This window comes from Leifsonia lichenia (assembly GCF_054780215.1).
The window spans coordinates 101,189-119,218 of the sequence record NZ_BAAGWT010000004.1; the positions used below are offsets into that span (position 1 = coordinate 101,189).

Genomic DNA, 18,030 nt, shown 5'->3' on the forward strand with positions numbered 1-18,030 from the left:
GAGAAACCCTGGGCTCGATTGCTGGGGCGGCTAGAGCCAGGCGAACGGGAGGAAGGCGAGACCGATTCCTGCGCCGACGACGGCGAGCATGGCGACGAAGACGGCCCCGGCGAGCATGATCGCGTTGAGGACGATGCCCCAGACGGCGATCGTCTTGCCCTGCGGCTCTCGGCCGAGCGCCAGGATGCCGACCACGAGGCCGGCGAGCGGCGCGACGAACGTCCAGCCGAACACGATCGACGAGAGCCCGAGCACGAAGCTCGTGATGCTGAGCGTCCTGGCGGGGGCCTGGTAGGCGACGTTGGTGGTCATGATTGCTGGTTCTCCTCGGTTGACGATGTGCTTCCAGTCAACCGGTGGATGCGCGGCCGCACCATCCGGTTATCCCCCGATTCCGCTCAGGGGTCACCCTGACTCCGTCCGCGGCTAGTGCGGCAGGATCGCCTCGATCGGACCGCGGGCGAAGTACACCAGGAACCCGGCCGCCACGATCCAGAGCAGCGGGCTGATCTCGCGCGCCTTTCCGGCCAGTGAGCGGATGAGCACCCAACTGATGAAGCCGACGCCGATGCCGTTCGCGATCGAGTACGTCAGCGGCATCACGATGATCGTGAGGAACACCGGCAGCACGCTGGAGAACTCCGAGAAATCGATGTGACGGATCTGCACCACCATCAGCGCACCGACGATCACGAGCGCGGCGGCCGCGACCTCGAGCGGCACCACCTGGGTCAGCGGGGTGAAGAACATCGCGAGCAGGAACAGCGCACCGGTGATGACGCTGGCGAACCCGGTCTTCGCTCCCTCGCCGATGCCGGAGGCCGACTCGACGAACACCGTGTTCGACGACGCGGACGTGCCGCCGCCCACGATGGCTCCGACACCCTCCACGATGAGCGCAGGCTGCAGGCGCGGGAACGTGCCGTCCTCCTTGGCGAGACCTGCGCTGCGGGCGAGGCCGGTCATCGAGCCCATCGCGTCGAAGAAGTTGGTGAACACGAGGGTGAAGATGAGCATGATCGCCGCGAGCGCGCCGATCCGTCCGAACGAGCCGACAACGTCGAACTGGCCGACGAGGCTGAGGTCGGGCAGCGCGACGAGCGAGGTTGGAAGCTGCGGGACGGTGAGGTTCCAGCCTGCCGTGTTCTTGCCGAGCGACGGGCCGACGTGGAAGATCGCCTCGGCGATGATCGCGACGATGGTCGCTGCGACGATGCCGATCAGCAGCGCGCCCTTGACCTTGCGCGCCATCAGCACGGCCATGATGACGAGTGCGATGAGGAAGACGACCGTGGGGACGGTGGCGATCGATCCGGCCTCGCCGAGCTGGACGGGCGGCGACGACATGTTGGTGCTGCGCACGAACCCGCTGTCGACGAAGCCGATGAACGCGATGAACAGGCCGATGCCGACCGTGATCGCCGTCTTGAGCTGCGCAGGCACGGCGTTGAAGATCAGGCGGCGGAGCCCCGTCGCCGCGAGGATCACGATGATGACGCCGTTGATCACGACGAGGCCCATCGCCTCCTGCCAGGTGAGGATCTTCACCACGTTGACCGCGAGGAACGAGTTGATCCCGAGTCCGGCGGCGAACGCGAACGGCAGGCGGGCGACGAGACCGAACAGCACGGTCATCACGCCGGCGCTCAGCGCGGTCACGGCCGCGAGCTGCGTGCCCTGCAGCGAGTTGCCCGCGACGTCCGGCGTTCCGCCGAGGATCAGCGGGTTGAGGATGACGATGTACGCCATGGTCACGAAGGTCAGGACGCCGCCGCGCAGCTCGGTGGTCCAGTTCGACCCTCTGGCGCTGATCTCGAAGAACCGGTCGAGCCGGTTGCGGAACGTCGGCGCCTGCGTGTTCGTTGGCGATGCGGACAAGTTCGTCTCCCGTAGTATCTGGCGAGGGCTTTCCTGCGCGAATGCGCGGAAACAAGCCTAGACGCCCGCAACGCCCGATACGACGCGAAGGATGCGCCATGCCACTCCCCTGGAAACTCCACGGCGACGGAAAGAACGTCTCGGCCTCCGCGGTCGTCCTGCCAGGAGAGCGGCTCACCTGGCCGCGCACCATCGGACTCGGCGCGCAGCACGTCGTCGCGATGTTCGGCGCGACGTTCCTCGTGCCGGTCCTCACCCACTTCCCGCCGAGCACCACCCTGCTGTTCTCCGGCATCGGAACCATCCTGTTCCTGCTGATCACCGGCAACAGGCTGCCCAGTTATCTCGGCTCGTCGTTCGCGTTCATCGCGCCGATCACCGCCGCCACCGCGAGCAACGGGATGGGCGGGGCTCTGTTCGGCATCGTGGCCGTCGGCATCCTGCTGGCCATCGTGGGCGGGATCGTGATCCTGACCGGCACCGGGTGGATCGACGCCCTGATGCCTCCGGTGGTCGCCGGCGCCATCGTGGCGCTGATCGGCTTCAACCTGGCGCCCGCCGCCCGCGACAATTTCGTGAAGGCGCCGTGGACGGCCATCGTCACGCTGCTCGCGGTGCTGCTCTGCACCGTCCTGTTCAAGGGGCTGCTCGGCCGCCTGTCGATCTTCATCGGCGTCGTGGTCGGCTACGTCTTCGCCGTGATCCTGGGCGAGGTCGACTTCTCCGCCGTCGCGAAGGCCGACTGGCTGGGGTTCCCCACGTTCGCCTTCCCTGCCAACCCGTTCGAGAACCCTGGCGCGACCTTCGGGATCCTGCCCGCATTCCTCCCCGTGGTGCTGGTGCTGGTGGCGGAGAACGTCGGTCACATCCGCGGCGTCGCCCAGCTCACCGACCCGTCGGTGAAGAAGATCACCGGCCGTGCGCTCTTCGCCGACGGCCTGGCGACCACCATCGCCGGCTTCTTCGGCGGCTCGGGCACGACGACGTACGGCGAGAACATCGGCGTGATGGCCGCGACCCGCGTCTACTCGACGGCCGCGTACTGGGTGGCGGGGTTCGTCGCCGTGCTGCTCGGCCTCTCCCCCAAGATCGGCGCGGTCATCAACACGATCCCCGCCGGTGTTCTCGGCGGTGTCACCACGGCGCTGTACGGCCTCATCGGCATCATCGGCGTGAAGATCTGGCTCGACAACAAGGTCGACTTCTCGAAGCCGGTCAACCAGTTCACCGCGGCGACAGCGCTCATCGTCGGCATCGCGGACTTCACCCTGAACCTCGGCCAGCTCACCTTCAACGGCATCGCGCTCGGCACCATCGCCGCAATCGTCGTGTACCACCTGATGCGCACCGTCGCCCGCCTGCGCGGCACGGACTAGGCCCGTCAGCGGCGCCAACGGGGCGCCCCGAACTCATCTCAGTATTTCCGTGCAATATCGCACTTCTGATCTTGCACATTAATTCCTCTCGCCGTTAGTGTGATCGCGACGAAAGGATCGCGATGCCGGACGAGGATGCGCAGCCGTACGACCGATCGGGCGTGAGCTGCGGGATCGCCCACATCGGGGTCGGCGGCTTCCACCGGGCCCACCAGGCCGCCGCCATCGACGACCTGCTCCGGCAGGGCCTCGCACGCGACTGGGGCATCTGCGGAATCGGCGTCCTGCCCTCCGACTCCAGGATGCGCGACGCCCTCGCCGCGCAGGACCACCGCTACACGCTCGTGGTCAAGCATCCGGACGGGGTCTGGGATGCACGCACCATCGGCGCCATCGTCGACTTCCTGCACGCGCCGGACGATCCGGAGGCCGCGGTCGAACGGCTCGCCTCCCCCAGCATCAGGATCGTCTCCCTCACCATCACCGAGGGCGGATACAACATCGACCAGGTAACCGGGGCGTTCGACAGCGAGGCGCCGGCGGTGCTGGCCGACCTCGACAGCGATGCGCCGTCCACCGTGTTCGGTCTCGTGGTCGAGGCGCTCCGCCGTCGGCGCGAACGTGGGATCGCGCCGTTCACGGTGATGTCCTGCGACAACATCCAGGGCAACGGAGAGGTGGCACGCGCGGCGTTCGCCGGCTTCGCCGGTCTGCGCGACCCCGAGCTCGCCGCGTGGATCGCGCGCAGCGTGTCCTTCCCGAGCTCGATGGTCGATCGCATCACGCCGGCGACCACGGACGCCGATCGCTCGGCCATCGAGCAGCGCTTCGGCATCGTCGACCGCTGGCCCGTCGTCACGGAGCCGTTCTTCCAGTGGGTGCTCGAAGACGGCTTCCCCGCCGGCCGCCCTCCGCTGGAGAGGGCGGGCGTGCAACTGGTCTCCGACGTCGAGCCGTACGAGCTGATGAAGCTGCGCCTGCTCAATGCCAGCCACCAGGGCCTCTGCTATTTCGGTCCTCTGAGCGGCTACACCTCTGTGCACGACGCGGCGATGGACGAGAACATCGCCCGCTTCCTGCGCCGCTACATGGACGAGGAGGCGACGCCGACGCTGCACCCCGTGCCCGGAGTCGACCTCGACGCGTACAAGCACACGCTCATCGAACGATTCGCGAACCCCGAGGTGCAGGACACCATCGCGCGGCTCTGCGCCGAGTCCTCCGACCGCATCCCGAAATGGCTGCTGCCCGTCGTGCGCGAGCGCAGAGCGTCGGGACATCGAACTCCGCTGTCTGCGGCGATCGTGGCGTCCTGGGCACGGTATGCCGAGGGTGTGGACGAGACGGGCGCGCCGATCGACGTCGTGGACAACAGGCGCGAGCTGGTCATGGCGAACGCTGCCAGGCAGCACGACGAGCCGACAGCCTTCCTCACAGAGCCCAGCCTCTTCGGCGACCTGGTGAACGACGCCGGCTTCGTCGACGACTACCTCGCCGCCCTCGCCTCGCTGCACACCGTGGGCGCGCGCGCCACTGTCGCCCGGTTCGCCTGACGACGGGAACCGCCGCCTGCGCGGCGGCCGCCTGCGCGACCTCGGCCTGCGTGGCCGCCGCCTGCGCGGCCGCCGCCTCCGCGGCCGGCCTCTTGTTTTCCCCAGTCCCCCGCCCAGCCCCATCCCTAGGAAGCCTCATGACATCCGCTCACGCCCCCATCCCCACCACCATGAACGCCGTCGTCGTCCACGGCCCTGAGGACTACCGCCTCGAGTCGCTGCCGACACCGACTCCGAAGCCCGACGAGCTCCTCATCCGCGTCGAGGCGGTCGGCGTGTGCGCGTCCGACCTGAAGTGCTACCACGGCGCAGCCAAGTTCTGGGGCGACGAGAACCGTCCCGCCTGGGCGCAGTCCGGGATCACCCCAGGGCACGAGTTCGTCGGCGAGGTCGTCGCCGGTTCCGCGGACGCCCTCGGGGCGCACAGGATCAGCATCGGCGACCGCATCGCCTGCGAGCAGATCGTGCCGTGCGGGGACTGCCGCTACTGCGTCCGCGGGCAGTACTGGATGTGCGGACCGCACGCCATGTTCGGCTTCAAGGACTACGACGGCGCGATGGCGGAGTACGCCATCGTCCCTGCCAAGGCCCTCGTGCACCGGGTGTCGAAAGACCTCGCCCCACAGCACGCCGCGTACGCCGAGCCGCTGTCCTGCGCCATGCACGCCGTCGAGCGCGCCGACGTGCAGTTCGGCGACGTCGTGGTCATCGCGGGAGCAGGGCCGATCGGGCTCGGCGCCATCGCGGGCGTCCGCCAGAAGAACCCGCTGACCGTCGTCGCCCTCGACCTGAGCGACGACAAACTCGAGCTCGCCAGGAAGTGCGGCGCCGACGTCACCATCAACATCGCCACCGAGAACGCGGTCGAGCGCATCAAGGAGCTCACCGACGGCTACGGTGCGGACGTCTACATCGAGGCGACCGGCCACCCGTCCGCCGTCGGCCAGGGACTCAACCTCCTGCGCAAGCTCGGCACCTACGTCGAATACTCCGTGTTCGGCTCTGAGGTCACCGTCGACTGGTCGATCATCAGCGACGACAAGGAACTGGATGTGCGCGGCGCCCACCTCGGCCCGCACTGCTGGCCCGCCGCCATCAAGCTCCTCGAATCCGGTGTGCTCCCGATGGACGAGATCTGCACCCACCAGTTCGCCCTCGCAGATTTCCAGCAGGCGCTCGACCTGGTCGGCGACACCGCCGGCGCATCCGTCAAGGTCTCGATCCTGCCCTGAGCAGGCACGCACGACAGCACCACCACCAGAACAACGGAGTCACCCCTATGACCAACGAGACCTTCCTCGACAGGATCGGCATCCCGCATCCACTGCGCTGGGGATTCCTCGGTGTGCTCGTCTTCATGACGGGCAACGGCGTCGAGTCCAACTTCCTGTCGCCGCACATGACGGAGGCGCTGGGAGGCAACCAGCTCGTCCTGGTCGCCCAGATCATCGCCATGTACAGCCTCGCCGTCCTGATCGCGTCGTATCTCTCCGGCGCGCTCGCCGACCTGTGGGGTCCTCGCCGGGTGATGACGCTCGGATTCGTGGCCTGGGTGGTGTTCGAGATCGCGTTCCTCGTGAGCCTGTCGATGGCGAGCGTCCCGCTGATGTTCGTGTCGTACTTACTTCGCGGGTTCGGCTTCCCGCTGTTCGCGTTCGCCTTCCTCGTCTGGATCAACCAGGTCTCGCCGAAGAAGCGCGCCGGCACCGCGGTGGGCTGGTTCTACGTCATGTTCACCGGCGGCCTGCCGACGCTCGGCTCGCTGTTCGCGGTGTTCGTCATCCCGGCCTTCGGCGGCGGATACCACGGTGAGACCTGGACCATGATCGCCTCGATCGGCCTCGTGCTGATCGGCTGGGCCATCGCCAGGTTCGGAGTGCGGGAGGAGCACGGCACCCGCCGCCTCGCCAACCCGGCCGACTCGACCGCGAAGGTCCTCAGCGCCGGGATCGTGCTCACCGCACGCAACCCGCGCATCCTGATGGGCTTCCTCATCCGGCTCATCAACACGGCTCCCGAGTTCGGGATGTTCATCGTCCTCCCCGCGATCATCGCCGACAGTCTCGGCTGGGGTCAGAGCAGGTGGCTGATGATGACCGTCGTCATCTTCGCCGGGAACATCGCGTTCAACGCCGTCTTCGGAGCCATCGGCGACCGGATGGGCTGGGTGCGCACCGTGCGCTGGTTCGGCATCGTCGGGTCCTCGATCGGCCTGCTGCTCTGGTGGTACGTGCCGCACTGGGTGCCGGCAGGCAGCGACTGGGGCTTCATCGTCGCGACCATCGCGGGAACGGTGTTCGGGATCATGCTGGCCGGCTTCGTGCCGATGGGCGCGATCATGCCCGCCCTCGTGCCCCAGCACAAAGGCGCGGCCATGGCCATGTACACGACCGCAGCGGGCGGCGCGACCTTCCTCGGCTCCGGTGTCGTCGCGCTCGCGCTCCCGCTGTGGGGACCGGTGGGCGTGGTGTGGACCTTCGTCGCCCTGTACGCCGCCGCCTTCGTGATGATCGGCTTCCTGAAGGTCGATCAGCATCGCGACGACCTCGCATACACCCCGGCATTCGAGAAAGCGGGCGCCCTGTGACCACCATCTTCAGCGATCCGTCCGAGTTCGCCGACGACCAGTTGACCGGCTTCGTCGCGCTGTACGCCGATCGGCTGCGAGCCGTGCACGGCGGCGTCGTGGCTCTGCCGTCCGGCGAACCCATCGTCGCCGTGGTCGTCGGCGGCGGCTCCGGCCACTACCCGGCGTTCGCCGGGCTCGTCGGGCCCGGGTTCGCATCCGGTGCCGTCGTCGGCAACATCTTCACCTCGCCGTCCGCGTCGCAGATCTACTCGGTCGCACGCGCCGCAGACCGGGGACGCGGCGTGATCCTCACCTTCGGCAACTACGCGGGCGACGTCATGAACTTCGGCATCGCGGCCGAGAGGCTGCGCCGGGAGGGAATCGACACCCGCATCGTCGTCGTCACCGACGACGTCGCCTCGGCGAGCGACCCTCGACAGCGCCGCGGCATCGCCGGAGACTTCGCCGTCTTCAAGGCCCTCGGCGCCGCCGCGGCGGACGGACTCGACATCGACCAGGTCGAGCGCGTCGGACGGGCGGCCAACGACGCCACCCGCACGCTGGGAGTCGCGTTCTCGGGCTGCAGGCTGCCCGGTGCGGACGACGCGCTGTTCTCCGTGCCGGACGGGATGCTCGGCCTCGGTCTCGGCATCCACGGCGAGCCCGGCATCCGCGACGTGCCGATGCCGTCAGCTCCCGACCTCGCGGAGCTGCTCGTGCGCGGAGTGCTCGACAACGCGCCCCGCACCGGCGGCGGCAGGGTCGGCGTCATCCTCAACGGGCTCGGAACCACCAAGTACGAAGAGCTGTTCCTGCTCTGGGGACTCGTCGCGCCGCTGCTGGCCGAGCACGGACTCGAGCCGGTGGATGCGGAGGTCGGAGAACTCGTCACCAGCCTCGACATGGGCGGCTGCTCCCTCACACTGACCTGGCTGGACGACGAGCTCGAACGATACTGGCGCGCCGACGCGTACGCTCCCGCCTATCGCAAGCTGGCCGCACCGATCGCCGCTCTCGACGCCTCAGCCGCTGGCCTGGACGTCGAAGCGTCCGCCGTCGCCGCCGTCCCGGATGCCACCCCGGCGGCGCGCGGGCTCGCCGCCGCTGTCCTCACCGGCTTCGAGCGCGTCGCCGATCTCCTCCACGAGAAGGAGGCGGAGCTGGGCGCGATCGACGCGGTCGCGGGCGACGGCGACCACGGCCGAGGCATGGTCAAGGGGATCGACGCCGCCACGGCTGCAGCAGCGGCCGCCTCGGCCGCCGACGCGGGTGCCGGCCATCTCCTGAGCGCGGCCGGGCAGGCCTGGGCGGCGCGCGCCGGAGGCACCTCGGGGGTGCTCTGGGGAGCGGCGCTCGAGGCGGCGGGCCGTTCGCTCGGAGACGACGCAGACGCCTACACGGCCGCAGACGCGGTGCGCGCTGTCGAGGCATTCGCAGAAGCGATCGTCGACCTCGGGCGTGCATCCATCGGAGACAAGACCCTCGTGGATGCGCTCCTCCCCTTCCGCGACGACCTCGCCGCCAGCGTCGGCACCGGTCGCCCTCTCGGTGACGCGTGGGCGGCCGCGGCAAGGCTCGCCGCATCCCGTGCCGCCGCCACCCGCGACCTCACTCCACGGCTCGGACGTGCGCGCCCGCTCGCGGAGAAGTCCGTGGGCACCCCGGACGCCGGGGCGACCTCGATGGGCATGATCCTCCTCGCCGTCAGCAGCCTGCTCGACGACCAGCACTCTGGAAAGGACCACAAATGACCGCACCACTGCGCATCGTCATCGGCAGCGATGACGCCGGATACGAATACCGGCAGCTTCTGCGCGCCGAACTCGAACAGCACCCCGGCGTCGCCTCCGTGGTAGATGTCGGCGTCGGCTCCGGAGAGACGACCGCGTACCCGTCCGTGTCCTCCGCCGCCGCCGAGCTCGTCGCTTCCGGCGCAGCCGACCGGGCGCTGCTGATCTGCGGCACGGGTCTCGGCGTCGCCATCGCCGCCAACAAGGTCGCCGGCATCCGGGCGGTGACGGCGCACGACTCGTTCTCGGTCGAGCGCTCCGTGCTGTCCAACGACGCGCAGGTGCTGTGCCTCGGGCAGCGCGTCATCGGCATCGAGCTCGCGAAACGACTGGTGCGCGAGTGGTTGACGTACCGGTTCGACCCCGCGAGCCCCTCCGCGGCCAAGGTGGCGGCGATCGGAGCGCTGGAGTCATGACCGAGCAGACCTTCGACGGCCGAGTCGTCGTCGTCACGGGAGCAGCCAGCGGGATCGGCCTCTCCGTCGCCCACCACTTCGCCGAGCGCGGCGCGACGGTCGCCGCTGTCGACCGCAGCGCGGCCACGCAGGACGCCGTCAACGCTCTTCCGGGCAGCGGACACCTCGCCATCGTCGCCGACCTGCTCGCGCCGGATGCGGCCGCGTCCGTCGCCGCCACGGTGGGCGAGCAGCTCGGCCGCATCGACATCCTGATCAACTCTGCGGGGATCGTCCTTCTCTCCCCCGCGGTCGACACGACAGAGCGCGACTGGGATGCGACGCTCGCCGTCAACCTCACTGCGAGCTTCCGCATGGCGCAGGCTGTCGCACCCGGGATGATCCACGCGGGATACGGCCGCATCGTCAACCTGGCGTCGCAAGCGAGCGTGGTCGGCCTGGACCAGCACGCGGCGTACTGCGCGAGCAAGGCGGGCATCCTCGGGCTCACCCGAGTGCTGTCCCTGGAGTGGGCGAGACACGGTGTGACGGTCAACGCGGTGTCCCCGACGGTCGTCGAGACCCCACTCGGCAAGAAGGCCTGGGCCGGTGAGAAGGGAGACGCACTCAGGCTGCAGATCCCCGCACGCCGGTTCGCGCAGCCGGAAGAGGTCGCCGCCCTGATCGGCTACCTCGCGTCCGAGCACGCCGGCATGGTGACAGGAGAGAACATTCTCATCGACGGCGGCTACGCCTCGGTTTGACGCCTCTGCGCCTGCCACCGTGTCGGCGCACGCCGACGTTCTCGCTTGCGCATCCGTGCGCGAAGCGGTCGAGAACTTAGACATGCGCGCTGCATTCGCCGGAATACCAGAGTCCGCGCACCCGCCTGCCCTCACTATGAATCTCAGGCCGGAACCCACTTAGACCTTCTTTGAGGAGTTCCATGCGTTCTTTCCAAGCCTTGACGATCGGAGTCGTCGCAGCAACGGCGACCATGATCGCCCTACTGGAGCTGCCGGCGTCGGCGGCGCAGCATCCAGAGCTGTACGACCCCCACGCCCGCGTGCAGCCCATCGCCTCCCTCGACTGGGAGGAGCAGCCGAGCATTTACCAGCCCATGCAGTTCAGCGCCGTCGCGGTCGACGTGGAACGCCTCGAACGGGTGCACGCCGGAATGGACCTCCCGGAGATGCGCAACTCGCTCGGCACTCCGGTGGTCGGGCTGCCGTACTACTTCTTCGGCCACGAGCCGACCACCGGCCGCTACCTGGCCGAGTACGTCGCCCTGTGCATCGACATCTTCCACATGAGCTACGACATCGAGAACGACTCGACGTACTTCGACCTCACCAGGCTCGTCCCCGCCGACACCGCGAGGGAGATCATGGACACGATTAACTCGGGCGTCCAGCTCGCGTCGGAGGTGGGGCTGGATGTCCACCTCGACGGCACGCAGCCGCTCGTGGCCACCACCGAGGAGGCCGGCGAGTACCTCATGGCCGCGCAGATGAAGGCCTGGTGGCTGTTCGCGCGCGACTCGCTCACGCATCCGCTGCCCCGAATGGAACTCGGCGACCTCTCCGTGACGCGACGGGTGCTGGAAGGGACGGAGAGCGACACTCCGCCTGCGAAGCACGACCTGTCCGAGGCGACGGCGGAGATCGACGAACTGCTGCGCCGCTATCGCGCGACGCCGTCGTTCGGCGACCAGACGTTCGCCATCGACAGTCAGCTCGTCCTGACCGACGCCGGAGCCCTCAACGGGTTCGCGGTCGAGTTCGACGCGGAGGCATCGACACCGGATGCGCGCGACTACGTCGACGTCCGCACCCACCGCGACGGTCACATCACCGTGACAGAGCGGAAGCCGCTGGACGGCGACCTCACCCTCGCGTTCACCAAGGAGTACCCGCACGGCGTCGGCGGTGGCGATTACCCGTTCTCCGGCGTGCGCGCCAACGAGAACGATCAGACTAAGGCGATCATCTCCAACAACGACGAGGCCACCTTCGCACTGCGCCTGACGAGGGCTGCGGTGGAAGAACCGGGTATCGAGGAACCGGGTATCGAAGAGCCCGGTATCGAAGAGCCCGGTGTCGAGGAACCGGGTATCGAAGAACCGGGTATCGAAGAGCCCGGTATCGAAGAGCCCGGTATCGAAGAGCCCGGTATCGAAGAGCCCGGTATCGAAGAGCCCGGTATCGAGGAACCGGGCGTCGAGGAACCGGGCGTCGAAGAGCCCGGTATCGAGGAACCCGGAATCGAGGAACCCGGCATCGAAGAACCCGGCATCGAGGAACCGGGCATCGAAGAACCGGTGATCGAGTTCCCCAACCCGCCCACCGACCCGATCTCCGACGAGTACGACGAGGACTACGAGGAACCATCGGAGGAAGTGCCGTCGGACGAAGCCCCCACCGGAGACGAGACGGCGGAAGACGGGACGGCGGACGAGGGGTCCACGGGCGGCGCCGACAGCGACGCTGCAGGAGACGCTGCGACCGACCCCCTCCCGCCCGTCACCACGACGCCCTCAGCCGGTGAGCTGCCCGCGACGGGGACACGCGTGATGGACGGCGCCGTCGTCGGCCTCCTCGGAGCGGGCGCCGCCGTGCTCCTCGGTGTGGTGGCCAGCGGCGTCTCGGCGATCAGGCGTCGTCGCCGCAGCACGTCCGCCCGATAGCGGATCGCCTGGCGCGTCCGGGAAACTCCCGCGGGCGGCGGTCGCGGCCTCCACGGCCGCACCGTCGCCCGCGCGGTGCCGTCCCGAGCGATACGCGCTCGGCGTCACGCCGAACCTCCGCACGAACAAGCGGCTGAAGTGGGCCGGGTCCGCCAGGCCGCGGGCCAGCGCGATGTCTGCGATCGTCCGGTGGGCGAAGCCGTCGTCGGCGAGGTCTGCTCGGCAGGCGTCGAGCCGGCGATTCCTGATCCACGCGCTGACCGAGCCGCCCGTCGTCGCGAACAACGCGTGGAGCGCCCGCACCGACAGGTAGTTCGCGCGCGCGACCACCGCCGGGGTCAGCTCCGCGCATCCCAGGTTCTCGTCGATGTATGCGCGGACGGCGGACAGCGCATCCACGGGTTCCGGTGGGTCGGCGAGCAGGGCGGCGGCGAGCATCCTGGCCGCCCCGCGGAAAAGCTGCTGCGCGGCGGGTCCGGCGAGGTCGTCGACATGGTCGGCGAAATGCCGCGCGAAGGGCACGACGATCGGCAGCAGCGCGCTGTCGGCAGCGCGGAGGATGACATCCGGCCCCGCGATGGCGTCGTCGAGGCCGGGGATCGCGCGGCGAGGGAGGTGCACGACGAGCGCATCCGAGTCGTCGTGCTGCCGGATGCGCTGCTCTCGCCCGTGCACGAAAGCGATCACGTCGCCGCGGCTCGCCGTCACCGTGCGCCGACCGTTCGTCAGTTCGGCGCTGCCCCGCAGTTGGACGAGCACCGTCAGCTCCCCCGGCTCGCCCTGCGCGCTCAGCTCCCCGAACTCGCCTGGTGCACCGGCTGACGCCGACGCACGGCCGAGCCGCGCCACGCGCACGTCGCCGGGCGTGGCAGGACGGTGACGCATCCCCCCATTGTCACATGCGGAATGTCAGATGCACAATGTCTTCGCGCCGGAGGACGATCCTACTGGTGGAAGAACGGGATGATCAGGTACAGCCCGTAGAGCACGGCGAGGCCGCAGCCCACGAAGCAGGCGTACGCGCCCGTCAGTGCCCAGCGTTTCTGTGCGTCGGAGAGCGGGTTCTTCTTGCGGGCCTTCGCAGCCTTCTTGAGCGCGCGAGCCGCTTCCTCCGGCGAGATGACGGTGATGGCGTCCGTGAACTCGACCGGCTCGACGAACAGGGCGCGCCCGGCGACAGCGAGCAGCCGTGTTCCGAACGCGTACAGGCCGACCACCACGCAGGCGCCGATGATGGATGCGGCGAAGACGACCAGGAAGGCGATCCAGTCGATCATGCTGACTCCTTCTCCTTGCCACGCGGCTTCTTGAGCGGCTTGACCTTCTTGATCTTGACGGCGCGGCCGGACGCCGCGACCTCGCTCACGCCCTGCACGGGCGCCGGGGCGACCGCGTTCGTGCTGTCGACCTTGTTGCGGCTGGAGAGCCAGAAGATGAGCACGATGACGACGACGGCGGCGATGGCGTCGATGGCGAGGCCGATCGGGCCGAGGTCGACCAGCCAGGCGGAGACGGCGCCGACGATTCCGGCCGCGGGGAGCGTGAGCAGCCAGCCGAGCGCGATCCGGCCCGCCGTTCCCCAGCGCACCGACGCGCCGCGGCGGCCGAGGCCGGAGCCGATGACCGAACCAGAGGCGACCTGTGTGGTGGACAGCGCGAAGCCGAGGTGGCTGGAGGCCAGGATGGTGGCCGCCGTGCTCGTCTCCGCCGCGAAGCCCTGCGCAGGCTTGACCTCGGTGAGGCCGCGGCCGAGCGTGCGGATGATGCGCCAGCCGCCGGAGTACGTGCCGATGGCGATGGCGAGGGCGCAGGCGACGACCACCCAGAGCTCCGGGCCGGACCCCGCGGTCTGCACACCGGCCGCGATGAGGGTGAGCGTGATGACGCCCATCGTCTTCTGCGCGTCGTTGGTGCCGTGCGAGAGGGCGACGAGGGAGGAGGAGAAGATCTGGCCGTAGCGGAACCCGCCGCGGCCGTCAGGGCGGCCGTCGTAGCGGCGCGTGATCCAGTAGGCCAGCTTGGTCGCGCAGTACGCCACGACACCGGCCGTGACCGGTGCGATGAGCGCGGGCAGGATGACCTTGTCGAGCACGACGACGAAGTCGACGGAGCCGAGCCCGGCGCCGACGAGCGCGGCGCCGATCAGCCCGCCGAACAGCGCGTGGCTGGACGACGACGGCAGGCCGAGCAGCCAGGTCACCATGTTCCAGATGATGGCGCCGACCAGCCCGGCGAAGATCAGCTCCGGCGTGATGAGGACGCCACCGGAGCCCTCTTTGATGATGCCGCCGGAGATGGTCTTCGCGACCTCGGTGGAGAGGAACGCTCCGACCAGGTTCAGGACGGCAGCGAGAGCGACGGCGACCTTCGGCCGCATCGCGCCGGTGGCGATGGGGGTCGCCATCGCGTTCGCGGTGTCATGGAAGCCGTTGGTGAAGTCGAAGAACAGGGCCAGCGCGATGACCAGCACGACGATGAGGGTGAGATCCACCGGTTACTTTCTCGTGTCGGGACACAGTCCTCCCCGCCAGAGTTCATCGGGGATTCATGCAAATGACCTGGCGCTGTTACGCAACCACGAAAATACTCACACGGCAGCGGGACGAGGTCAACTTCACGCGGCGTCTCGTGGGGCGCTCGGCCGGGGGCCGAGGACCAGATCGACCAGGCGGCCCCCGAATCCGGGGTCGGACGGCGCGCCGGCGATGGCGCGGAAGATCAGCGCGCCGATCACGGTCTCGCTGACGTCGTCGATGGGGAGGCCGGCCCGCAGCTCTCCGGATGCGCGCGCATCCCGCAGCCTGGTGGCGAAGAGCCGGGGATCGGCGAGGGATTCGCGCAGCCTGCTGCCGACGTCGGCGTTCTCCGTCGCCGCAGCGATCAGGGAGCGGAACAGCCCCTCGCCCGCCGGGCTCTCCAGCACGGCCAGCACCTCGGTGAGCCAGGCCGTGAGGTCGTCCCGCAGGTCGCCGGTGTCGGCGAGCACGAAGCGGTCCGGCAGCAGCATCCCCTCCAGCAGGCACTCGGCGATCAGCGCGCTCTTGCCCGACCACCAGCGGTAGACGGTCTGTTTGCCGACTCCGGCGCGGGCGGCGATGCCCTCGATGCTGAGGTGGTCGTAGCCGCGTTCTGCGAAAAGCGCTGCCGTTGCCTCGAGGATGGCGAGCCGTGCTGCCTCGCTGCGGGGTGCTCCTCGTCGTCCATCCGGCATGGCTCACAGCTTACCTGCATTTATCGAGACGAACCGTTGCGTATTATCGACGCGGACGCCACGAAAGGGATGCGAAATGGCCGAACTGCTGTACCGCCTCGGGAAGTTCTCCGCACACAGAGCCTGGCGGGTGGTCATCGCCTGGATCATCGTGCTCGGCATCGCCGTCGGCGGCTTCCTGATCGGCTTCAAGGGCCTGACGACGAGCTTCGACGTGCCGGGGACCGCATCCGGTGCCGTGGTGGACGAGCTCACGAAGAAACTCCCCGACTACGCCGGCGCCTCGGGAACGGTGGTGTTCCAGACGAAGGACGGCTCCGCGTTCACTTCCGCTCAGCGCGACGACATCAGTGCGCTCGTGAAGGACGGGGACGGCCTGCCGGACGTGGCGGACATCATCGACCCGTTCAGCACGGAGAAGCAGCGGGCGGACCGGCAGGCGCAGGTGACGGACGGTCGCGCCCAGCTCGACCAGGCGACCGCGCAGCTCGACGCCGGTCAGCAGCAACTGGATGCGGCGAAGCAGCAGCTCGAAGCGGCAGGGATGCCGACCACCCAGCTCGACGCCCAGCAGCAGACGATCGACGCGAACAAAGCCACGATCGCGGCGAAACAGAAGGAGCTGGAGCAGGGGGCGGAGCTCCTGAAACTGTCCGACGGCATCCGCGTGGTGTCGGAGGACGGCGCGACGGCGCTGGTGAACGTGGCGTTCACCGAGCCGCGCCTGGAGCTTTCCGAGGACTCCAAGCAGGCCGTCATCGAGCACTTCGAGTCGAAGCCGATCGACGGGGTGACCGTCTCGTTCTCCACCGACATCGCTCAGGGCGTTCCGCAGATCGTGGGCGTCGGCGAGGCCGTCGGCGTCGTGTTCGCCGCGATCGTGCTCGTCGTGGTGCTCGGGTCGCTCGTCGCTGCGGCGCTCCCCCTCGTCACCGCCCTGTTCGGCGTCGGCGTCGCCGCGCTCGGCTCCCTGGCGTTCTCCGGGATCGTGGACATGGCGTCCGTGACCCCCGTGCTCGCCATCATGCTCGGCCTCGCCGTCGGGATCGACTACTCGCTGTTCATCGTGAAGCGGCACAGACGCCAGCTCCTGGAGGGCGCGGAGCCGCACGAGTCCGTCGGCCTGGCCAACGGCACGTCGGGCAATGCCGTCGTGTTCGCCGGCACGACGGTCGTCGTCGCCCTGCTCGCCCTGAACGTCACGGGCGTGCCGTTCCTCGGTCTGATGGGCACGGTCGGCGCCGTCGCCGTCATCCTCGCCGTCCTCATCGCCATCACGCTGACCCCCGCCATCCTCGGCCTGCTCGGCACCCGTCTGCTCTCGAAGCGTGCGAGGGCGAAGGTCGGGAAGGTGCACCACGACGACACCGCGGCCAAGCCGATGTCGACCTGGCGGGCCGTGATCACGGTCGTGGCGACCGCCGCCGCGCTGCTGGTCGTCGCCATCCCGGCCCTGTCGATGCGGGTCGGCCTGCCCGACGGCTCCTCCGAGCCCGTCGGCTCGACCACGTACAACGCGTTCCAGCAGACCGCGGACGCCTTCGGCGACGGAGCGACCGGTCCCCTGCTGGTCACCGCGAACATCCCGGCAGGTCTGCAGGACGACCAGGTGACCTCGACGCAGCTCGACATCGCCAGGAAGCTCGCCGACCAGAAGGACGTGGTGGCCGTCGCCCCGATCGCGGTCTCCGACGACCACCGGCTGATGGCGTTCCAGGTGGTCCCGGCCGAAGGCCCGAACAGCGTCTCGACCGAGAAGCTCGTCGGCGACCTCCGCGCCATCGGCACGGTGAACGGCGACATCACCCTCGGCGTCTCCGGCCAGACCGCGATCAACCTCGACATCTCGCAGAACCTCGCCGACGTGCTGCCGCTCTACCTTCTGGTGGTGGTGGGGCTGTCGCTGCTCATCATGATCCTGGTGTTCCGCTCCCTGCTGGTGCCGCTGATCGCGACGGGCGGCTTCATCCTGTCGCTGTTCGCCACCTACGGAGCGATCACGGCCCTGTTCCAGTGGGGCTGGGGCGCCGAGGCGCTCGGCATCCACACCGGCCCCATCCTGAGCTTCCTGCCGGTGATCCTGGTCGGCATCCTGTTCGGCCTCGCGATGGACTACCAGCTCTTCCTGGCGTCCGGGATGCGCGAAGCGTACGTGCACGGCGCCCCTGCGCGTCTCGCGGTCGTGAAAGGCCTGCGGGCGGGCCGCACCGTGGTGATCGCGGCCGCCCTCATCATGATCTCGGTCTTCGGCGGCTTCGTCTTCAGCGACTCCACGATGATCCGCTCGATCGGCTTCGGCCTCGCCTTCGGCGTGCTCGTCGACGCGTTCGTGGTGCGGATGCTGCTCATGCCGGCCCTGATGCACCTGCTCGGCCGGTCGGCGTGGTGGCTGCCCCGCTGGCTGGACAGGGTGCTGCCCAACGTGGATGTGGAGGGCGCGGCGCTGGAGCGGCGGCACCACGTGGAGTGATCGCGGGCGGCCTGGCGCTGCAGCAGGTGGGGCGCGCTGCAGCCGGTGGGGCGCGCTGCAGCAGGTGGGGCGCGCTGCAGCCGGTGGGACGCGCTACAGCCG

The 18,030-nt window shown here is 69.0% G+C and carries 14 protein-coding genes; 8 read left to right on the forward strand and 6 right to left on the reverse strand.

Features of this window, described 5'->3' with window-relative positions:
- Window positions 1–30 precede the first annotated feature (30 nt).
- On the reverse strand, window positions 31–312 hold the full coding sequence (locus tag ACYVGI_RS10985) for a hypothetical protein (protein ID WP_460632658.1): 282 nt from the start codon (window positions 310–312) through the stop codon (window positions 31–33).
- Between the two features lie 114 nt (window positions 313–426).
- Entirely contained in the window at window positions 427–1,878 is a 1,452-nt protein-coding gene (locus ACYVGI_RS10990) for an NCS2 family permease (RefSeq protein ID WP_460632659.1), read from the reverse strand.
- Window positions 1,879–1,976: 98 nt separating this feature from the next.
- Between ACYVGI_RS10990 and ACYVGI_RS10995 the strand changes: the two genes are divergently transcribed.
- The 7 genes from ACYVGI_RS10995 (at window position 1,977) to ACYVGI_RS11025 (ending at window position 10,325) form a co-directional block, all read left to right on the forward strand.
- Complete coding sequence (locus tag ACYVGI_RS10995) at window positions 1,977–3,254, forward strand: uracil-xanthine permease family protein (protein WP_460632660.1); 1,278 nt, start codon at window positions 1,977–1,979, stop codon at window positions 3,252–3,254.
- Window positions 3,255–3,376: 122 nt separating this feature from the next.
- Window positions 3,377–4,807: a mannitol dehydrogenase family protein gene (locus tag ACYVGI_RS11000; protein ID WP_460632661.1), complete on the forward strand. Its 1,431-nt coding sequence runs from the start codon at window positions 3,377–3,379 to the stop codon at window positions 4,805–4,807.
- A gap of 137 nt (window positions 4,808–4,944) precedes the next feature.
- Entirely contained in the window at window positions 4,945–6,039 is a 1,095-nt protein-coding gene (locus tag ACYVGI_RS11005; protein WP_460632662.1) for a zinc-binding dehydrogenase, read from the forward strand.
- A 47-nt stretch (window positions 6,040–6,086) separates the two neighbouring features.
- On the forward strand, window positions 6,087–7,394 hold the full coding sequence (locus ACYVGI_RS11010) for an MFS transporter (protein WP_460632663.1): 1,308 nt from the start codon (window positions 6,087–6,089) through the stop codon (window positions 7,392–7,394).
- Window positions 7,391–9,127: a dihydroxyacetone kinase family protein gene (locus tag ACYVGI_RS11015; protein ID WP_460632664.1), complete on the forward strand. Its 1,737-nt coding sequence runs from the start codon at window positions 7,391–7,393 to the stop codon at window positions 9,125–9,127. The genes ACYVGI_RS11010 and ACYVGI_RS11015 overlap by 4 nt, the downstream gene beginning before the upstream one ends.
- Window positions 9,124–9,582, forward strand: a complete 459-nt coding sequence (locus ACYVGI_RS11020; RefSeq protein ID WP_460632665.1) for a ribose-5-phosphate isomerase — start codon at window positions 9,124–9,126, stop codon at window positions 9,580–9,582. Before ACYVGI_RS11015 ends, ACYVGI_RS11020 begins: the two co-directional genes overlap by 4 nt.
- On the forward strand, window positions 9,579–10,325 hold the full coding sequence (locus tag ACYVGI_RS11025; RefSeq protein WP_460632666.1) for a GolD/DthD family dehydrogenase: 747 nt from the start codon (window positions 9,579–9,581) through the stop codon (window positions 10,323–10,325). Before ACYVGI_RS11020 ends, ACYVGI_RS11025 begins: the two co-directional genes overlap by 4 nt.
- 1,772 nt (window positions 10,326–12,097) lie before the next feature.
- Here ACYVGI_RS11025 and ACYVGI_RS11030 read toward each other — a convergent pair.
- The 4 genes from ACYVGI_RS11030 to ACYVGI_RS11045 form a co-directional block, all read right to left on the reverse strand.
- A complete protein-coding gene (locus tag ACYVGI_RS11030) occupies window positions 12,098–13,132 on the reverse strand; it encodes a helix-turn-helix domain-containing protein (RefSeq protein WP_460632667.1) in 1,035 nt (344 codons plus the stop codon).
- 59 nt (window positions 13,133–13,191) lie between these two features.
- The gene (locus ACYVGI_RS11035; protein WP_460632668.1) at window positions 13,192–13,524 is read right to left on the reverse strand and encodes a peptidase; all 333 of its coding nucleotides are present in this window, start codon (window positions 13,522–13,524) and stop codon (window positions 13,192–13,194) included.
- On the reverse strand, window positions 13,521–14,738 hold the full coding sequence (locus ACYVGI_RS11040; RefSeq protein ID WP_460632669.1) for an inorganic phosphate transporter: 1,218 nt from the start codon (window positions 14,736–14,738) through the stop codon (window positions 13,521–13,523). The genes ACYVGI_RS11035 and ACYVGI_RS11040 overlap by 4 nt, the downstream gene beginning before the upstream one ends.
- Before the next feature lie 123 nt (window positions 14,739–14,861).
- Window positions 14,862–15,458 (reverse strand): TetR/AcrR family transcriptional regulator, encoded by a 597-nt coding sequence (locus ACYVGI_RS11045; RefSeq protein ID WP_460632670.1) that lies wholly within the window; start codon window positions 15,456–15,458, stop codon window positions 14,862–14,864.
- Window positions 15,459–15,534: 76 nt separating this feature from the next.
- Here ACYVGI_RS11045 and ACYVGI_RS11050 point away from each other — a divergent pair, with 76 nt between their 5' ends.
- Window positions 15,535–17,928 carry an MMPL family transporter gene (locus tag ACYVGI_RS11050; RefSeq protein WP_460632671.1) on the forward strand — a complete coding sequence of 798 codons (2,394 nt, stop codon included), beginning with the start codon at window positions 15,535–15,537 and terminating at the stop codon, window positions 17,926–17,928.
- Window positions 17,929–18,030 lie beyond the last annotated feature (102 nt).

Excerpts from the sequence above, each read along its gene's own strand:
- ACYVGI_RS10995 (WP_460632660.1), top strand. The coding sequence starts at position 1,977 with ATGCCACTCCCCTGGAAACTCCACGGCGACGGAAAGAACGTCTCGGCC.
- ACYVGI_RS11020 (WP_460632665.1), top strand. The coding sequence starts at position 9,124 with ATGACCGCACCACTGCGCATCGTCATCGGCAGCGATGACGCCGGATAC.
- ACYVGI_RS11035 (WP_460632668.1), bottom strand. The coding sequence starts at position 13,524 with ATGATCGACTGGATCGCCTTCCTGGTCGTCTTCGCCGCATCCATCATC.
- ACYVGI_RS11000 (WP_460632661.1), top strand. The coding sequence starts at position 3,377 with ATGCCGGACGAGGATGCGCAGCCGTACGACCGATCGGGCGTGAGCTGC.
- ACYVGI_RS11010 (WP_460632663.1), top strand. The coding sequence starts at position 6,087 with ATGACCAACGAGACCTTCCTCGACAGGATCGGCATCCCGCATCCACTG.
- ACYVGI_RS11025 (WP_460632666.1), top strand. The coding sequence starts at position 9,579 with ATGACCGAGCAGACCTTCGACGGCCGAGTCGTCGTCGTCACGGGAGCA.
- ACYVGI_RS11030 (WP_460632667.1), bottom strand. The coding sequence starts at position 13,132 with ATGCGTCACCGTCCTGCCACGCCCGGCGACGTGCGCGTGGCGCGGCTC.
- ACYVGI_RS11005 (WP_460632662.1), top strand. The coding sequence starts at position 4,945 with ATGACATCCGCTCACGCCCCCATCCCCACCACCATGAACGCCGTCGTC.
- ACYVGI_RS10985 (WP_460632658.1), bottom strand. The coding sequence starts at position 312 with ATGACCACCAACGTCGCCTACCAGGCCCCCGCCAGGACGCTCAGCATC.
- ACYVGI_RS11050 (WP_460632671.1), top strand. The coding sequence starts at position 15,535 with ATGGCCGAACTGCTGTACCGCCTCGGGAAGTTCTCCGCACACAGAGCC.
- ACYVGI_RS11045 (WP_460632670.1), bottom strand. The coding sequence starts at position 15,458 with ATGCCGGATGGACGACGAGGAGCACCCCGCAGCGAGGCAGCACGGCTC.